Genomic DNA, 17542 nt, shown 5'->3' with positions numbered 1-17542 from the left:
TTTCTATAAAGCTACAATTTCTTGCACAAAATCAAATCGAACTAATCCATCTTCATCAATCTTGGACAGTGTTACTTCATGAAGTGTATTTACCAATTCAGGGTTCCAAGGTGCTTTTACTTTCACGTAGTTTTCTGTAAATCCGTGAATATACCCATCCTTGTTCTCACTCTCGAATAAGACGGTCAGCGTATTGCCCAGTTGAGACTCGTAGAATGCTCTTCGCTTCTTTGCGGATAACCCACGTAACATCTTACTTCTTTTTGCACGAACACTTTTAGGAACCACTCCTTCCATTAATACAGCTTCTGTATTAGGCCTTTCAGAATAAGTAAACACGTGTAAATAGGAAATGTCCATATCGTTCAAGTAATTATAGGTTTCTAGGAAGTGTTCGTCCGTTTCTCCGGGAAAACCAACAATCACATCCACACCAATACAGGCATTTGGCATGACCTCTTTTATTTTTGAAACTCGATTCGTATATACCTGACGTAAATAGCGACGCTTCATTTTTTTCAATAGATCGTCACTACCACTTTGCAAAGGAATATGAAAATGCGGAACGAATGTATTCGAATTGGCCACAAAATCAATCGTCTCATCTTTTAAAAGATTTGGCTCTATAGATGAAATTCGCAAACGATGAATGCCATCTACTTTATCCAATTCTTGCACCAATTCTAGAAAAGTATGTTCATGCTTTTTATTACCAAATTCTCCTTTTCCATAATCACCAATATTAACACCAGTTAAAACGATTTCTTTAATCCCTTTTTCAGAAATCTCTTTGGCGTTCTTTAATACATTTTCTAACGTATCGCTTCTAGAGATTCCTCTGGCTAATGGAATTGTACAATAGGTGCATTTGTAATCGCAACCATCCTGTACTTTTAAGAAGGCACGTGTACGATCACCAATAGAGTAGGATCCTACGTAAAAGTCGGCATCACCAATTTCACAAGAGTGGACCTCACCAATATCATTTTTGGTCAAATCGTTTATGTAGCTGGTAACATTAAATTTTTCAGTAGCACCCAATACCAAATCCACACCATCTACGGCAGCTAACTCTTCAGGTTTTAATTGAGCATAGCATCCCACAGCAATTAAAAAAGCGTCTTCATTCTTCTTTAACGCATTTTTTACAATTGTTTTAAAACGTTTGTCGGCATTATCTGTTACAGAACATGTATTGATGACATATACGTCGGCTGCTTTGTCAAAATCAACACGCTCAAAGCCTTCGCTCACAAAATTACGAGCAATCGTCGATGTTTCCGAAAAATTAAGTTTGCAACCTAAAGTGTAAAAAGCTACTTTTTTATCTGCATTCATTCCTGTACATTTGGACGTGGCAAATTTACAATAAATATTAGGATAGAAATGGGAAAGAAATTGATTTTTGAAACAGATCATTTTTTGGTTAGAGCGCTTTTAATGAGTGATTTGGAGCCTTTTCATGAAATGCACTCAAATATCAATGTTATGAGGTATGTTAGAGGTGCAGCGATGACGCGTGAAGAGAATGAAAAAGAACTTCCAGAGCTTATTAAAAAATATACTGAAGCCGGTAATGATTTCTGGATCTATGCTATTGAACGAAAGTCAGACAGTATGTTTGTAGGTACCGTGGCTTTGGTTAAAGATGATCAAAATGATGATGAATTAGGATATCGGTTTTTAGAAAAGTATTGGGGAATGGGCTACGGATTGGAAATATGCCAAGGATTAGTTGACTATTGTAGATCAATAGGATTTCCGAAACTAATAGGATATGTAGCCGATGTGAATGTTGCTTCTGCCAAGATCTTAGAAAAGTGTAACTTTAAAGAAGTTTCAAAAGGAATAGAACCCAATTTAAAAATACCAGAAACCAAATACGAATTGATCTTATGATTGCAGCACATTTAAAACCTCCATATTATGCAGTGATATTTACTGCTTTGCTCACGGATAACATAGAAGGTTATATAGAAACAGCAGAAAGAATGGAAGAATTGGCAAAGGAGCAAGAAGGATATCTAGGGATTGAATCCGCAAGAAATGATGTCGGGATTACGGTGTCTTATTGGGAAGACCTGAACGCTATTACGCGTTGGAAAAATCAGGTAGAACATACGGAAGCGAGAGAAAGAGGGAGGAAGCAATGGTATCAGCAGTACCAATTACGCATTTGCAAAGTAGAGCGTGAATATGGATTTGTAAAGCAATAACATGTACGCAACTTTAACAAAATATCTCTCTAGGATCTTTAAAAAGAAAACCATCTTTAGATACGGTTTTAATATATCTCCTATGTATAGGAGGTCGACGGGAAGAATTATTGAAGTGTCCGAAGATATTCTAAGCGTAAAAATTAGAATTCCATTAAGTTATAAGAATAGCAATTATGTAGGCTCTATTTTTGGAGGGAGTTTATTCTCGGCTACGGATCCAATTTATATGGTACAGTTAATACATATCTTGGGAGATAAGTATGTGGTTTGGGATAAAGAGTCTACCATAAAGTTTAAACGCCCGGCTAAAGAGGCGGTATATGCCGATTTTAATTTCTCTCCAGAAGAAATAGATCAGATAAAGAAGGATGTTGCACAGAACAATGAGATCGATATAAAAAAAACGTTGAACATTACAGATCAGCAGGGCTCTAGCATTATTGCTGAGGTTTCCAAAATTATTTATGTTGCAGATAAAACCTATTTTAAAAACAAGCGGAAAAAGAAGTAAAGAGAACAATGGAAAAACGCAGGGTAATGAATAATATGAATTGTCATTTCGAACAACGTGAGAAATCTCCTATTCAATACTTTGTATTGATGTTATGTACTGTTATTTTCACTAGTGCATGTACTAATAAAACATCTGGCTTTGACGATTCCCAGGTTTTCAGATACAATCAGCATGCAAACCTTACGACATTAGATCCTGCTTTTGCGAAGGATTTGAGAACTATCTGGGCAGTTTCACAATTATTTAATGGATTGGTACAGTTAGATGATAGCTTGCATGTACAGCCAGATATAGCCAAAACATGGACAATCTCGGAAGATGGTAAAACATATGAATTCATTTTACGTAAAGATGTTAAGTTTCATAAACATGAGTCGTTAGGAAAGGATAGTACAAGAAACGTAATAGCAAGTGACTTCGAATATTCTTTTAATAGATTATTAGATCCCAAAGTAGCCTCTCCGGGTAAATGGGTATTGGATTTTGTAGATACATTCAATGCAAAAAATGATTCTACGTTTACCATACAATTAAAGAGACCTTTTCCTCCATTCTTAAGTCTATTAAGTATGCAATACTGTTCTGTTGTTCCGAAAGAAGCAGTAGACTATTTTGGTAGTGAATTTAGAGCGAATCCAATTGGAACAGGGCCATTTCAATTTAAACTATGGGTAGAAAATATAAAACTCGTATTTAGAAAGAATCATCACTATTATGAGAAGGACGCCGATGGTAATCAGTTACCTTATTTAGAAGCGGTTTCCACTACATTCTTGCCAGATAAGCAAAGTGAGTTTTTACAGTTTATCCAAGGAAATTTGGATTTTTTAAACAGTATCGATGCTTCCTATAAAGATAATATCTTGACTTCTAAAGGAACCCTTCAGCAGCGATATGCAGATGAGATCAATATGGTTATTGGACCGTATTTGAATACAGAGTATTTAGGGGTGTATCTAGATGCCGAAGAAAAGGAAACCAATTCAGAAAAATTGCGTAAAGCGATGAACTACGGTTTTGATCGTGTAAAAATGATCAAGTACCTGAGAAACGGTATTGGTACTCCTGGAGTTAATGGATTTATTCCTAAAGGTCTCCCATCATTTAACCATATGAAAGGGTATACATATCAACCCGAAAAAGCAAAAAAACTAATCCATGAATACATAGCCGAAACAGGAAATAAGAATCCGTCTATTACGATTTCTACCAACAGTCAATATCAAGATATGTGCGAATTCATTCAACGTGAAATGCAGAAAATTGGATTAAAGGTTGCAGTTGATGTGATGCCGCCGTCTACACTGCGAGAACAAAAAGTAAATGGGAAACTATCTATTTTTAGAGGAAGTTGGGTAGCCGATTATCCGGATGCTGAGAACTACCTTTTCATTTTTCACAGTAAGAACTTTTCACCAAATGGACCCAATTATACACATTACAACAATAAAGAATTTGACGATCTATTGGAAAAAGCGATCAATACCACGAATACAGAAGATCGTCATCGCTTATATCAAAAAATGGATAGTCTATTAATGTCTTCTGCGCCAGTCATACCTTTGTATTATGACGAGGTAGTCCGTTTTACACATAAGAATATAAAAGGCTTGGGGATAAACCCTATCAATCATTTGAATTTAAAAAGAGTACGAAAATTAAAAAACTAACTCCTTGATCTTTTGAGTCATTCGTTTTTTAATATCAGTAGGATAGGAGCGATCTCCCATAAAAATATCAGCCATAGCTTCACTAAAACGTTGCCCATATTTTTTTAGTAGTAAATTTCGAATTGTCTTTTGTTCATAGAAGAATTTAGCCAGCCATTCACCCGTCTTTAATTCAGGAATCAACTTTTCGTTTAATTTTTCCATATATAGTTTTTCAGCTTCACTCATGTTTAGATCAGCTTCAGCAATGGCCCGTGCCGCTAGCATACCGCTGTAAATAGCATTTGAAATTCCTTCTGCGGTTACAGGATCTGCAAAACCGGCAGCATCGCCTGTTAAGAAAACACCATTCTTCACAAATCCATCGGTTCTTGCTGCCACAGGAATCTGAAATCCATGTTGCGTTTCGCTAATAATATCTTTTAGGCCAATATGCTGCACATATTCCTGGTAATACTTCTTAAGATTGATTTTCGTTCTTCTAGCCGATGCAATACCTACTGATAGATGATTTTTCTTGGGAAAATTCCAGGCGTACCCAAATGGAATAGCATCCATGTCAAAACGAACCTCGTCAACATGTCTTTTAAATTCTTCATCAGAGACTTTTACCTCGTATTCCAATGCAGGAATTAGAAAGCGTGTGTCAGTTTTCCAACCAGCCATTTTTGCCGTTGGACTTAATGCACCGTCAGCAGCAATCACAAATTTAGCGGTAATGGTTTGTTGAGATGTCGTCAAAATAATTTTATCACTTTGATGTTCTATAGATTTTAGCTTGTTACCCTGTAAGATGGTAACACCCATTTCTTTTGCTTTCTCAACGATTAAATTGTCAAAAGAATCACGCATGATCATAGTAATGATTGGATCCTTTCTTTCCGTTTTAAAATGTAGTTTTTTGCCTAAATAAACATCTACTGTATTAAATTCTCTTTCTACCACCGAATCAATAGAAAAAGGTAAATCTTTACGCCCTCTATACACAAAACCACCACCGCAAGTTTTATAGCGAGGCAGGGTTTCTTTTTCTATAATAACAGTAGAAATACCATTTTTTGCTAAGTGAAAAGCCGCACTTGCCCCAGAAGGACCACTACCAATTACTGCAACATCAAAGTGATTCATACATACAAATTTTGCGTTGGAAAAATACCACTTTTTTTAATAGAAACAACAAACAAAACATCTCTTTATTTAAAGCTAAAAACCTCTAAATAAAGAGATGTTTAACCGCGAAATGACTTTTGATTAATGAAGATTAGCCATGATAGGAAAATGATCTGAATATTGTATACGATGCGTTTTATAATTATCTGTAACGAAACTTTCATCGGTTAAAATGAAATCTATTCTTAGTGGGTATGGGTAATTATAGGTTTTACCAAAGCCTCTTCCTGCTTCTAGAAAGGCGTCTTTCATTCCGTCAGAAATTTCATTATACACCCATGAAAAAGCCGTATTGTTAAGATCTCCACAGATAATACTCTTTCCTTTCCATGCATTTTTATGGGTTAAGAATAGTGCTGTTTGCTGCGCTTGTTTTGAAAAAGTTCTTTTTAATCGTCGATATAATTTTTCTGAATTCTCCTGGCCAAAGTTTTCTTTATTAGGATTGACACCTAACGATTCTAAATGAACGTTATACACTCTAACCGTGTCTGAGTCTATTTTTAGATCGGCAAAAATGGTATTGTTTTGGCTACCCTCAAAATCTAAAGAACCTGAATGAACGATTTCGTATTTGGAAAAGACGGCATATCCGAATTTACTTTTGGGCTCTTTAGTCTTGATATATTGATACGGGAAACCATGATCAATCCCTGAATTTATATAGTACTCCTGAATAGCCAACACGTCTGGATCTTCAGTTTTGATGAAGTCAAATATTTTGACACTTGTACTCGATTTGTTTTTCCAGCCTAGATTACTAAACCCTTTGACGTTATAGCTCATTACCAAAAGGTTGTTTTCTTTGATATTGCTTTTTCCAGAAATTAAGAACAGCGAGGTCACATAGTTAAAACCTAAAATAAGAGTCACCAAAGAAATACACAATTCCTTTTTTCTGCGTAATAACCAATAGATGAAGAATACTATGTTTAAGATGATCAAAATAGGAACTCCTAAACTTAGGACCGCAAGTGCAGGAAAAGTCTTTGGTGAAATAAAGGGCAGAAAATAAGAGAAGAGTAGCAGTATGGCTACCAATGAGTTTAAAATAAATAAAAACTTGCGAATAGCACGTTGTGTTTTCATCTTACTTCTTTCCCTGTTTAAATAAAAAGGCTTTCTCTTCTGAAGATAACGTATCATACCCTGATTTACTAATCTTTTCTAAAATGACATCTACCTTTTTCTGATAATCGGCTTTGGTACTCTTAGAGGTTGGTTTGGTTTTACGAGACTTCGATTTATGTACGGTACGTAGCGGTTTTCTTTTTACTTTAAAAAGTTCCAAAATCCGATCAAAAAAATTGATCTTTTTATTACTTGCCTGGTTCACGTATAAAAATCCGAAAAGCGCACCTCCAATATGTGCTAAATGCCCTCCTGAGTTGTTCCCTGGAATTTGGATAAAGTCTAACAAGACCCAAATGGCCGCCAAGTGCCACAACTTCACATAACCGATCAAAGGAAGTTTAAACTGATAATTAGGTGCATAAGTAGCAATACCTACAAAAATGGCAGAAATACCTGCAGATGCTCCTAAAAGATAGCTTCTATCCAGTTCATCTGTAAAGGCAGGGAAATAATTATAACTCAATAGAAATATCAAACCGCCAAATAGCGTTCCTAAAAAGTAGAAACTCAGTAATTGTCGTTGGGTAAAATATTGGATAAATAAGTTACCCACAAAGTACAGGGCTATTAGATTAAATAAAATATGTAAGAATTGTGTATGGATAAAACCATAGGTAACAATTGTCCAAGGCTTGGTTATAAAACCTTCAAATGTCGCAGGTAAGATAAACCAGTCTGTGATGAAATTGCCATTATAGTTGATCAAAAAACCAAACGTATTAAAGAGAAAGGTTAGAATAAATACCCCAAGGTTCACATAGATCAATTTCTCTACAATCGTTCCTTTTTTAAATCGTTGTTGTATGTCTGTTATAAAACTCATGCTATTATTTCCAGCGCTTAAAATGATTTCGTTTCCAGTAGTAGGCAATAATAAAGCCTATTAGTGCACCTCCTACATGGGCAAAATGTGCTACATTTCCAACAGAATATTTCGTCATACCAAAGAATAAGTCTCCAGCAATTATTAGCGGGATAAAGTATTTTGCAGCTATTGGAATTGGGAAAAATATCAAAGCCAATTTTGCATCTTTAAAGTACATTCCGAAGGCTACAAGAACCCCATAAACGGCTCCCGAAGCTCCAACAGCAGGTGTATTGTAGAGACTATAAAACTTTTGCATGGTTTCAAATGGAATGTTAATGGAATTCTGATCATATTTTCCAACTGAAAGTATATTTTGAATATCCGAGGCAGAAACACCTAAATTAATTAATTGATCATAGATTGCGTCAAATTGATAGTAATTAACCAATGTATATATTAATGCCGCTCCAATTCCTGCAGAAAAGTAAAAGAATAAGAATTTATTGCGGCCCCACATTTGTTCTAATGGTGTCCCAAACGCCCATAAGCCATACATGTTGAAAAGGATGTGTGCAAAACTACCGTGCATGAACATATGAGTTACATACTGCCAAAACCCAAAATGTTCGTTCTGTGGAAAATGTAATGCTAGGACATTGGTCAAATCAAGTTCTAACAATGCCCCAGGAAGGAATAAAATAACATTAATTATTATTAAATGCTTTATAGCTTCTGTAAGTCTATTCATATCAACTAGTGAATAACGAATCTAGTTCGTGTAGGGTTAATGTCTTAAACGTTGCTTTTCCGTTAGGTGCTACGTTAGGTTCTTTACAAGAAAAGAGGTCATGTACCAATGTTTCTTGTTCTTTTTCAGATAAATATTTACCTGTTTTAATGGCTAAGGTCTTTGCAAAAGACTTTGCCATGATATCAAAGTGACTAAAACTAGCATCGGGAATCTCAAGATTTATGTCTTCAAGCAATTGCTCCATTACCTGGGAAATCTGACTTTCCGTAATAGAAGTAGGGATTCCTGCAATCGTAATACTCTCTTTAGTAAATTCATCAAATACAAATCCAGCATTTTCCAGGTCCGATTTAATGGTATAGATCATCTCGATTTCTGCTGAAGAAAAATTGATTTTTACTGGAAACAACAGTTGTTGACTGTTGGCCTCTTTCACAGTAATAGCTTCCAAGAACTCTTCATATAAAATACGTTGATGAGCCAAGGATTGATGTATTAATACAATTCCAGACTTAATAGAGCTCAGGACATACTTTTTTTGTATTTGGAATGTTTTTCCTGTGTCTCTTTTAGATTCATTTTCAAACAACTCTTCTTGCTGCTCTGTTTTCGAAGGCTCCAAATTGGCATATAGTACTTCCCAATCTTGTTCTTGTTTCACAGGGATATGTACGCGTTTTTGCTCTTGTTTTACAAACGGATTAAAGTTAGGGTCTACAGCTATTTTTGGTGCAGAAGCGAGCGCTTTTTTACTGTAATCATATGGTGTGTCTAGATTTGAATCTCGATTAAAATCAAGTACGGGTGCCACATTATACTGACCTAGACTATGTTTTATAGTTGCACGTATAATAGCGTACAAATCTTTTTCATTATCAAATTTAATTTCCGTTTTTGTAGGGTGAATATTAATATCGATACTTTTCGTAGGGACTGTTAAATATAGAAAGTAGGAAGGGTGTGACCCTTGTTCTAGCAGTCCGTCAAAAGCCGCAACGACAGCATGATTTAAATAAGCACTTTTAATAAATCGATCATTTACGAAGAAAAATTGTTCCCCTCGCTTCTTTTTTGAATATTCATGCTTGGTGACAAAACCTACCATAGAAAGAATGTCTGTCTGCTCATCAATAGGAACTAACTTTTCATTCATTTTAGCACCAAAAATAGAAACGATCCGCTTTCTAAGATTGTCAGATTGTAAATGATATACCTCATTACCATTATGATGTAATAGAAAACTAATTTCAGGGTGTGCTAACGCTACTCGTTGAAATTCGTCAATAATATGACGTGTTTCAACGGCATCCGACTTTAAAAAGTTTCTTCTGGCAGGGATATTATAAAACAAGTTTTTTACCGCAATACTGGTTCCGGTAGGAGTAGCCGCAAAATCCTGACTACCAATTTTACTTCCTTCGATCTTGATGTGATTTCCTAACTCATCTTCTTCCGTTTTGGTCTTAAGCTCAACATGAGCAATCGCCGCAATGGAGGCCAATGCCTCTCCGCGAAAACCTTTGGTATGTAAATTAAATAGATCTTGGGCACTTCTTATCTTAGAGGTCGCGTGTCTTTCAAAGCAAAGACGTGCATCTGTAGTACTCATTCCCTTACCATTATCAATTACCTGAATGAGTGTCTTTCCGGCATCTTTTAGTAACAGTTTAATATTGGTCGCACCGGCATCAATTGCATTTTCTAATAATTCTTTTACCACAGAAGCAGGTCTTTGGACGACTTCTCCCGCGGCAATTTGATTCGCAACATGGTCAGGCAATAGTTGGATGATATCTGACATTAAATCAATTTATGGAGTTCAAAAACATAAGCAACAATTCCAACTAAAATAGCAATAATTATGGCTAAGCGCCTTGTTGATTTTACATCAGCACTAGTAGTCTTATTTTTTTTCCAAGCATTTCTTAGTTGTGTTTTTGAAAAACTAAGTTCAGGAGCATCTTCTGTTTCTTCATCAGAAGGAGCATCGCTATACTTTTGTTTTAATTTTTCAATACGCTCTTTTCGCTCGTCATAATATCGAGGTTTATAGTCAAAAACATAATATTTTCTGGGCTTAAAAGCGTTACCTAATCCAAACATGTTAAAATCTTTAATGTGATGTGAACAAAAACTGCACCAACCTTTGTTCTCTGTCAAATTTAAAGAATTAAAGCCTAGCGGTCAAGATATGTTAAGAAGTATCTTGTTAAAGATGTCTTAATGCTGCCATTTTAACAGCTGCCACAGCACATTCGATTCCTTTGTTTCCTAATTTACCGCCAGAGCGATCAATAGATTGTTGTTTTGTGTTGTCCGTAAGCACGCAGAAAATGACAGGAGTGTCATACTTGATATTAAGGTCCACAATACCTTGTGTAACTCCGTCACACACAAAGTCGAAATGCTTGGTCTCGCCTTGAATCACATTTCCCACAGCAATAATAGCATCTACAGGTTGAGATTCAATCATTTTTTTGCAACCATACACCAATTCAAAACTACCAGGAACTTCCCAGGAAATAATGTTTTCTTTTTCTGCGCCACAATCTATAAGTGTCTCAATAGCGCCTTGTTGCATACTTCGAGTGATTTCAGGATTCCACTCAGAAACAACAATCCCAAATCGAAAAGGTTTCGCATTTGGGATTGTAGCTTTATCGTAATATGATAAGTTCGTAGTTGCCATTATTGTGCATACTTTACCATACTAATATACTTATCTATATCATTACCCTGTTCTGATTTAGGGTAATTTTCTTTTATCTTAGTGAATAATGATAATGCTTTATCATATTGTTTTAGGTTCATAGCTACATTTCCAGCTTTAAATAAAAACAACGGAGAAGTATACTCATTATCTTTTTTGTTAGCGGCTTTTTCGTAGTATGTTAAAGCGTCTTGTTCTTGATTCAAATCAGAGAAAGCATCACCGATAGCACCTAAGGCAATTGGACCTAAGGCTTCGTCATCAGAAGAAAAATCCTCCAGGTGATCTATTGCTTTTTGATAATCTTTTAATTGTAAATAAGCCATACCTGCATAATAGTTTGCTAGATTTCCTGCTTTTGTACCACCATGTTCACTGATAATATCTAAAAACCCGTATTTACCATTTGCACCATCTAAAGACAACGTTAATAGTGAATCTACTCCTGATCCTGCAAGGGATGCTTCATCAAAATACTTTCTTGGAAAGGCAAGATCATTTGCAGCTTGAATTTCAGCTGGTTCAGCGATAAATTTGTTATATCCTAAAAATCCTAAGATAATAACAGCAATCAATGTTAAACCATAGAACAAAGGCTTGCTATTTTTTTCAATCCATTGCTCTGACTTAGAAGCTGTTTCATCTAGAGTGTTAAAAACCTCTGCAGTGGTACTCTGCATATCTTGTGCCTGTTGCTCTTTCTTATCCTTCGGTTTATATCCTCTCTTCTTGTATGTTGCCATATTTCCTTTAAAATTTGTAGGCGCAAAAATAGTTTTTTTAATTGGATTTTAAAAGCGCTTATTTCGCAAAATTTTCAATAATTTGCATGCCCTTATCCAGAATAATTACAAAACATGTATTTACAGAAAATTTCGATACTGAATTTTAAGAACATTGCGACTAGGACATTTGATTTTCATGAAAAGATAAATTGTTTTGTAGGTGACAACGGTATTGGAAAAACGAATATCCTGGATGCCATCTATTATTTGTCTTTTGCAAAAAGTTATTTTAACCCGGTTGCAGTGCAAAATATAAAGCATGGTGAGAGTTTTTTTGTGTTGGAAGGGGACTATATAATTAGTGATAGAAAAGAAAAGATCATTTGTAGCCTAAAAAAAGGTCAAAAGAAAGTACTAAAGCGCAATGGAAAAGCATATGAGAAGTTCTCCGATCATATAGGCCAGTTACCATTGGTAATTATTTCTCCCGCAGATAGGGATCTTGTTACAGAAGGTAGTGATACTAGAAGAAAATTTATAGATGGTGTTATCTCTATGCAAGATAAAACCTATTTAAAAGACCTCATTGCTTATAACAAGGTAGTGTCTCAAAGAAATGCACTGCTAAAGTACTTTGCGGCTAATAGAACTTTTGACGCTCTAAATTTAAAAGTTTATGACGAGCAATTATCGTTGTTGGGAGTAAAAATATATGAAAAGAGACAAGATTTTTTATCAGAATTCACGCCTATTTTTAATGATAAATATCAAACGATCTCAGGAAATAAAGAGCAAGTGAACTTGCTTTATAAAAGTCAACTACACGATACTGATTTTACTCAACTTTTAGAGATGTCAGTTGAAAAAGATAGAATGGTACAATATACCACGGTTGGAGTTCATAAAGATGATTTGAGTTTTGATATTGGAAATTACCCGATTAAGAAATTTGGTTCGCAAGGACAGCAAAAATCATATTTGATTGCCTTAAAACTGGCACAATTCGAGTTTTTAAAGCAGCAGTCTAATATTGTTCCTATCCTTTTATTAGATGATATTTTCGATAAGTTGGATGAAAGTAGAGTTTCTCAGATTATTGAATTGGTGAATAATGATGAATTTGGTCAGATATTTATTACCGATACACATAAAGAGCGGACAGAAAAAGTAATACAGCGTACGAATAGTTCGTTTGAAATCTTTAACTTGTAATTATGGCTAAGAGAGAAAATGATTCCTTTTCAGTAAAAGATTTAATGAAATCCTTTATTAAGGAGAACAATTTATCTAAAGGTATGCAGAAGATGAAGATTGAAGAGTGTTGGGAAAAATTAATGGGGCAAGGAGTAGCCTCATATACCGAATCTGTACAATTACAAAATAAAACTTTGATCATTAAGCTAACGTCTTCGGTATTAAGAGAAGAGCTTAGCTATGGTACGGAAAAGATTATTAAGATGCTGAACGAAGAGATGGGAGAGAAGGTAGTCGGTAAATTATTATTGGTATAAAAAAACTCGCTACCTATTTGGCAGCGAGCTAATATATGTTGTAAGATTGCTACTACTTAAAATATTTCTCTTCCAGAAAAATGGAAAGCACCTTCAATTGCTGCATTCTCATCAGAATCTGAACCATGAACAGCATTTTCTCCCATTGACGTAGCATATAATTGTCTAATAGTTCCTTCAGCCGCTTCAGCTGGGTTTGTAGCTCCGATTAAAGTTCTAAAATCTTCTACAGCATTGTCTTTTTCTAAGATAGCCGCAATAATAGGACCTCTAGTCATGAATTCCACTAATTCTCCAAAGAAAGGTCTTTCGTTATGAACAGCGTAAAAAGTTTCCGCGTCATTCTTTGTCATTTGTGTTTTCTTCATTGCTACGATTCTAAATCCTGCAGCATTAATCTTTTCTAAAATTGCACCAGTGTGTCCGTTTTCTACACCATCTGGTTTAATCATAGTAAATGTTCTATTTGTTGCCATTATAGTTTTTTATAAAATTTGGTGCAAAAGTAAAACTTTTAATGTTAAAAACAAGTTAAGGATACTCTTGAATATATTCTTGTTGCAATATATTGTTAACTCCCCTCATTTGCATGATGACTGTTTTTCTTGCAAAATCAAATTTTAAAAGACCAAAACTGATATCCGATACTACTTTTTTAACTCGATAAGAATTCTTTTCAGATGTAAAACCTGAGTAAGCATGTGTAAGACCACTTGAAGTAAAATCAACTAAGGGGTAAGGTATACCAGGTAGTTCAGTTCTAGAAAACTCTGAAATGTGTCTATCGCCAGATAAGATTATCACTCGGTTGGGTTTCGTAATGGAAAGTAATTTTGTAAATCGATCTACCTCATGAGGGAAATTACTCCATGCTTCAAAACCGTGTTCCGATGATAAAAATTGAATACTGCTCACTATGACGGTGAAGGTAGCTTTAGAATTCGTTAGCTCCTTTTCTAACCATTTCCACTGGGTTTCACCCAAAATAGTACCTTGGCCATACCTATTTGGAGTATATCTCTTTCCTTTTACCGCAGATTTGGTAAGATTCGTTCTAAAATACCGAGTATCTAGCACAATAACTTTTACACTGCCATTTTTTGAATTGAAAACTTCTGAATTGTAAATGCCTTCTTGTTTTCTTCTGGAATGGCGTTTGGGGATTCCAAAGAAATCTAAAAATAATTGTTGTGCTTCTTTCTTTTTTTCAAATTCGACACCTCCATCGTTTAACCCATAATCGTGATCATCCCATGTAGCCATAACGGGAATATCTTGTACAAGATTTATGTATCCTTTTTGTAGATATAAATCTTCATAATCCTTTTTCATTTTCAGCATGTCATCTGTATCCGAATAAATATTATCGCCGCCCCAGACCCATACGTCTGGTTTATTTTTTTTGATCTCTTTCCACAGTTTGTTTGGTTGGTACTGTTTATTGCATGAACCAAAAGCAACAATAAACTCGCTCTTGGATACCGTTGTTTTTTTAGGGATCAGTTTTTTTGAACAAGTAACACTAAAAATGACACATAAAAAAAGCGTCAAAAAATGAGAAAGTTTCATATTATTTTTAAAGGATTCTTAACAAATGTAATTCAAAATTTGCTTTGAACAATATTAATAAATTGTATCTTCGCTGTTTATGATTCAAGAGAAATTAGAAGAGTTAAAAACGTTTTTATCATCACCAAAGAGTATGGTGATTGTTGGTCATAGAAACCCAGATGGCGATGCCATGGGATCGACTTTAGCGTTATATCATTATTTTAAGCAAAAAGGCCACAAACCCACAGTGGTTGTGCCCAATGAGTATCCCGAATTCTTACATTGGTTACCTGGTTCCAAATCTACCTATAGATTTGATTGGCAGAATAATCAATCTCAAAGAGCAATTAAAGGTTCTGATATTATTTTCTTGCTAGACTTTAATGCATTACATCGTCTTGGAAGTGATATGCAAAATACACTAGAGAAATATCCGAATGATTTTGCCATGATCGATCATCATCAACAGCCAGATGACTTTACATATATGTATTCGGATACAAGTATATGTTCTACATGTCAGATGGTCTATCATTTTATTGAAATGATGGGAGATGTAGATTTAATTGATGCCGATATCGCTACCTGTTTATATACTGGAATTATGACAGATACTGGATCTTTTAGATTTAGATCTACAACCAGTACAACGCATAGAGTTATTGCCGACCTTATAGATAAAGGTGCTGAGAATGATAGAATACATAACAATGTATATGATGCTAATTCGTACGGCAGGCTGTTATTATTAGGGCAGTCATTGAGTAATTTAAAAATATATCCGGAGTATAAAACAGCGTTTATTACGCTTACTGATGCGGAGAAAAAGAAGTTCGACTTTCAAAAAGGAGATACAGAAGGCGTCGTAAATTATGCACTGTCTTTAAAAGGGATTGTTTTTGGAGTGATCTTTATTGAAGACAAAGAACAGCAAATTATTAAGATATCTTTTCGATCAAAGGGAAGCTTTTCTGTAAATGAGTTTGCACGAAAATATTTTAATGGAGGAGGGCATGATAATGCAGCGGGAGGAAAATCTCTAGATTCTCTAGACGAAACGATTAAAAAATTCGTTGAACTATTACCAGCGTATCAAGAGCAATTAAACGAATCTTATGAAGCTTAAGTCCGTATTATTTTTAGCGTCATGCATTGTATTTGTCTCTTGTTCTGAACCTCAGGCTAGAAGGCCGATCACGGCAAAAACAAGTACTACATTAGCTTCAACGGTAGCGCAAACCAAAGTTATAAACAAGATTGAAGAGCAAGCGATTCTGAAATATATTGAGTCAGATTCGATTCACAAGTATACCGTATCTAGCAATGGTTTTTGGTATACTTATAATCATAAAATAGAAGCGGAAACGTATACACCTAAAGCAAATGATAGGGTGCTAATCTCTTACGATATTAAAGACCTGAATAATGAAGTGATATATTCGTCTGAAGAATTAGGACAAAAACAGTATGTTGTCGATAAGGAGGATTTTATCACAGCACTGCAGATAGGAATTAAAATGATGAAGGAAGGAGAAAGCGTTACATTTGTTATTCCTTCTTTTAACGCTTACGGAGTAGTAGGTGATGGAAACAGAATAGGAATTAACGAATCAATTATTAGCACAGTAACATTATTAAAGATAAATCAAACAAATAGAAATGAAAACTAAATTTTTAAAATTACTTTGTATCGGTGTTGTATTTTTGACAGCATGTGATTCTAAATATAGTAACCTAGAGGATGGGTTGTATGCAGATATTGAAACAGATAAAGGTTCTATGATTGTAGAATTATATGAGGAGGATGCACCCCTTACTGTGGCTAATTTCATTACGTTATCAGAAGGAACAAATCCAAATGTTCCAGATTCTATAAAAGGAAAGAAATACTATGATGGATTAGGTTTCCACAGAGTAGTCAAAAATTTTATCATTCAAGGAGGAGACCCAAGTGGAACAGGGGCAGGTCCTTTACCTGGATATACCTTCTATGATGAATTAACTACCAAGAGAAGGCATGATGATAAAGGAATCTTATCAATGGCAAATAGGGGAGTGAACACAAACGGAAGTCAATTTTTCATTACGCATAAACCAACTCCATGGTTAGACGGATATACGGCTGATGGAGTATTAAAGGACTGTGGAAAACCAAAAGTAGGATGCCACAGTGTGTTTGGAAAAGTGGTAGATGGACTGAACATAGTTGATTCTATTGCTCAGTACGATATGATCAAATCTATTAAGATTGTAAGAAAAGGAAGTGATGCCAAGAATTTTGACGCGGTAAGCGTATTTACAAGCGGTTTAGCAAAAGCAGCTGATGTAGAAAAAGAAAGATTGGCAAAGGTTGCTTCGGCCGAGAAAAACAGATATGAAACATTTGTAAAAGAATGTGAAGCATTTTACGATAAAATGGGAATTGCTAAAGCTACCAAAACAGATTCTGGACTGAAGGTTTTAAAATTAAAAAGAACAAAAGGTAAGAAAGTAACATCATCGGCAGAGGTTACCGCAAATTATACATTGTATTTAGGTGATGGAAAAAGGTTACAATCTTCTTTAGACAAAGGAGCTAAGCCATTTGTATTTACTATAGATGATAAAACAAGACCATTAATTGCTGGTTTTAAAGAAGGAATGCTAAAATTGCGTCAAGGAGAAAAAGCAAGATTTTTTATTCCTTATTATATTGCATATGGAGAAAGAGGTGGAGGCCCGTTCCCTCCAAAGGCAGATATACTTTTTGAAGTAGAGATTTTAAAAGTAGGAAAGTAGT

General features: G+C 35.0%; 20 protein-coding genes. 9 read left to right on the top strand and 11 right to left on the bottom strand.

Translation table 11 applies throughout. The features are described 5' to 3' along the window. Positions 1–3: 3 nt before the first annotated feature. Positions 4–1338 carry a tRNA (N(6)-L-threonylcarbamoyladenosine(37)-C(2))-methylthiotransferase MtaB gene (gene mtaB, locus RQM59_RS06805; RefSeq protein WP_349241334.1) on the bottom strand — a complete coding sequence of 445 codons (1335 nt, stop codon included), beginning with the start codon at positions 1336–1338 and terminating at the stop codon, positions 4–6. Positions 1339–1386: 48 nt separating this feature from the next. Between mtaB and RQM59_RS06800 the strand changes: the two genes are divergently transcribed. Genes RQM59_RS06800 through RQM59_RS06785 form a run of 4 tightly spaced genes read left to right on the top strand, consistent with a single transcriptional unit; the run spans position 1387 to position 4403 of the window. After that, the gene (locus tag RQM59_RS06800) at positions 1387–1899 is read left to right on the top strand and encodes a GNAT family N-acetyltransferase (RefSeq protein ID WP_349241333.1); all 513 of its coding nucleotides are present in this window, start codon (positions 1387–1389) and stop codon (positions 1897–1899) included. Beyond that, positions 1896–2216, top strand: coding sequence for an antibiotic biosynthesis monooxygenase family protein (locus RQM59_RS06795; protein ID WP_349241332.1), 321 nt, complete (start codon positions 1896–1898; stop codon positions 2214–2216). The genes RQM59_RS06800 and RQM59_RS06795 overlap by 4 nt, the downstream gene beginning before the upstream one ends. Position 2217: 1 nt before the next feature. Further along, the gene (locus RQM59_RS06790; RefSeq protein ID WP_349241331.1) at positions 2218–2730 is read left to right on the top strand and encodes a DUF4442 domain-containing protein; all 513 of its coding nucleotides are present in this window, start codon (positions 2218–2220) and stop codon (positions 2728–2730) included. 26 nt (positions 2731–2756) lie between these two features. Next, positions 2757–4403 carry an ABC transporter substrate-binding protein gene (locus tag RQM59_RS06785; protein ID WP_349241330.1) on the top strand — a complete coding sequence of 549 codons (1647 nt, stop codon included), beginning with the start codon at positions 2757–2759 and terminating at the stop codon, positions 4401–4403. On the opposite strand, the gene RQM59_RS06780 is transcribed toward RQM59_RS06785, so the two are convergent. From RQM59_RS06780 to RQM59_RS06745, 8 genes are all read right to left on the bottom strand, one after another. Next, a complete protein-coding gene (locus RQM59_RS06780) occupies positions 4392–5531 on the bottom strand; it encodes a geranylgeranyl reductase family protein (protein ID WP_349241329.1) in 1140 nt (379 codons plus the stop codon). The genes RQM59_RS06785 and RQM59_RS06780 overlap by 12 nt on opposite strands. Positions 5532–5654: 123 nt before the next feature. Further along, positions 5655–6662 (bottom strand): endonuclease/exonuclease/phosphatase family protein, encoded by a 1008-nt coding sequence (locus tag RQM59_RS06775; RefSeq protein WP_349241328.1) that lies wholly within the window; start codon positions 6660–6662, stop codon positions 5655–5657. Between the two features lies 1 nt (position 6663). Continuing rightward, positions 6664–7578, bottom strand: a complete 915-nt coding sequence (locus tag RQM59_RS06770) for a rhomboid family intramembrane serine protease (protein WP_349241327.1) — start codon at positions 7576–7578, stop codon at positions 6664–6666. Further along, on the bottom strand, positions 7535–8263 hold the full coding sequence (locus RQM59_RS06765) for a rhomboid family intramembrane serine protease (RefSeq protein WP_349241326.1): 729 nt from the start codon (positions 8261–8263) through the stop codon (positions 7535–7537). The genes RQM59_RS06770 and RQM59_RS06765 overlap by 44 nt, the downstream gene beginning before the upstream one ends. A gap of 1 nt (position 8264) precedes the next feature. Beyond that, a complete protein-coding gene (gene mutL / locus RQM59_RS06760) occupies positions 8265–10067 on the bottom strand; it encodes a DNA mismatch repair endonuclease MutL (protein WP_349241325.1) in 1803 nt (600 codons plus the stop codon). Continuing rightward, entirely contained in the window at positions 10067–10369 is a 303-nt protein-coding gene (locus RQM59_RS06755) for a hypothetical protein (RefSeq protein ID WP_349241324.1), read from the bottom strand. Before RQM59_RS06755 ends, mutL begins: the two co-directional genes overlap by 1 nt. A 106-nt stretch (positions 10370–10475) precedes the next feature. Next, entirely contained in the window at positions 10476–10955 is a 480-nt protein-coding gene (gene ribH / locus RQM59_RS06750; protein WP_349241323.1) for a 6,7-dimethyl-8-ribityllumazine synthase, read from the bottom strand. Next, positions 10955–11719: a tetratricopeptide repeat protein gene (locus RQM59_RS06745; protein ID WP_349241322.1), complete on the bottom strand. Its 765-nt coding sequence runs from the start codon at positions 11717–11719 to the stop codon at positions 10955–10957. Before RQM59_RS06745 ends, ribH begins: the two co-directional genes overlap by 1 nt. Before the next feature lie 114 nt (positions 11720–11833). Between RQM59_RS06745 and recF the strand changes: the two genes are divergently transcribed. Together recF and RQM59_RS06735 are read left to right on the top strand one after the other, a co-directional pair. Then, a complete protein-coding gene (gene recF / locus RQM59_RS06740; RefSeq protein ID WP_349241321.1) occupies positions 11834–12913 on the top strand; it encodes a DNA replication/repair protein RecF in 1080 nt (359 codons plus the stop codon). A gap of 2 nt (positions 12914–12915) precedes the next feature. Next, the gene (locus RQM59_RS06735; RefSeq protein ID WP_349241320.1) at positions 12916–13212 is read left to right on the top strand and encodes a DciA family protein; all 297 of its coding nucleotides are present in this window, start codon (positions 12916–12918) and stop codon (positions 13210–13212) included. Positions 13213–13268: 56 nt separating this feature from the next. Here the strand turns inward: RQM59_RS06735 and RQM59_RS06730 are convergent, their stop codons facing one another. Continuing rightward, a complete protein-coding gene (locus RQM59_RS06730; protein WP_349241319.1) occupies positions 13269–13688 on the bottom strand; it encodes a nucleoside-diphosphate kinase in 420 nt (139 codons plus the stop codon). Between the two features lie 55 nt (positions 13689–13743). After that, on the bottom strand, positions 13744–14763 hold the full coding sequence (locus RQM59_RS06725) for an alkaline phosphatase D family protein (protein ID WP_349241318.1): 1020 nt from the start codon (positions 14761–14763) through the stop codon (positions 13744–13746). 97 nt (positions 14764–14860) lie between these two features. Between RQM59_RS06725 and RQM59_RS06720 the strand changes: the two genes are divergently transcribed. From RQM59_RS06720 to RQM59_RS06710, 3 genes are read left to right on the top strand one after another with little or no spacing between them, the layout of a single operon-like run. Continuing rightward, complete coding sequence (locus RQM59_RS06720; protein ID WP_349241317.1) at positions 14861–15889, top strand: DHH family phosphoesterase; 1029 nt, start codon at positions 14861–14863, stop codon at positions 15887–15889. Continuing rightward, complete coding sequence (gldI, locus tag RQM59_RS06715; protein ID WP_349241316.1) at positions 15879–16433, top strand: gliding motility-associated peptidyl-prolyl isomerase GldI; 555 nt, start codon at positions 15879–15881, stop codon at positions 16431–16433. Before RQM59_RS06720 ends, gldI begins: the two co-directional genes overlap by 11 nt. Then, positions 16423–17541, top strand: coding sequence for a peptidylprolyl isomerase (locus tag RQM59_RS06710; protein ID WP_349241315.1), 1119 nt, complete (start codon positions 16423–16425; stop codon positions 17539–17541). The genes gldI and RQM59_RS06710 overlap by 11 nt, the downstream gene beginning before the upstream one ends. The last annotated feature ends 1 nt before the right edge of the window (position 17542 follow it).

The organism is Asprobacillus argus (assembly GCF_032248395.1).
Taxonomy (GTDB): Bacteria; Bacteroidota; Bacteroidia; order Flavobacteriales; family Flavobacteriaceae; genus Polaribacter; species Polaribacter argus.
The sequence above is the reverse complement of the archived record's forward strand: the minus strand, read 5'-3'. Positions and strand labels throughout refer to the sequence as shown.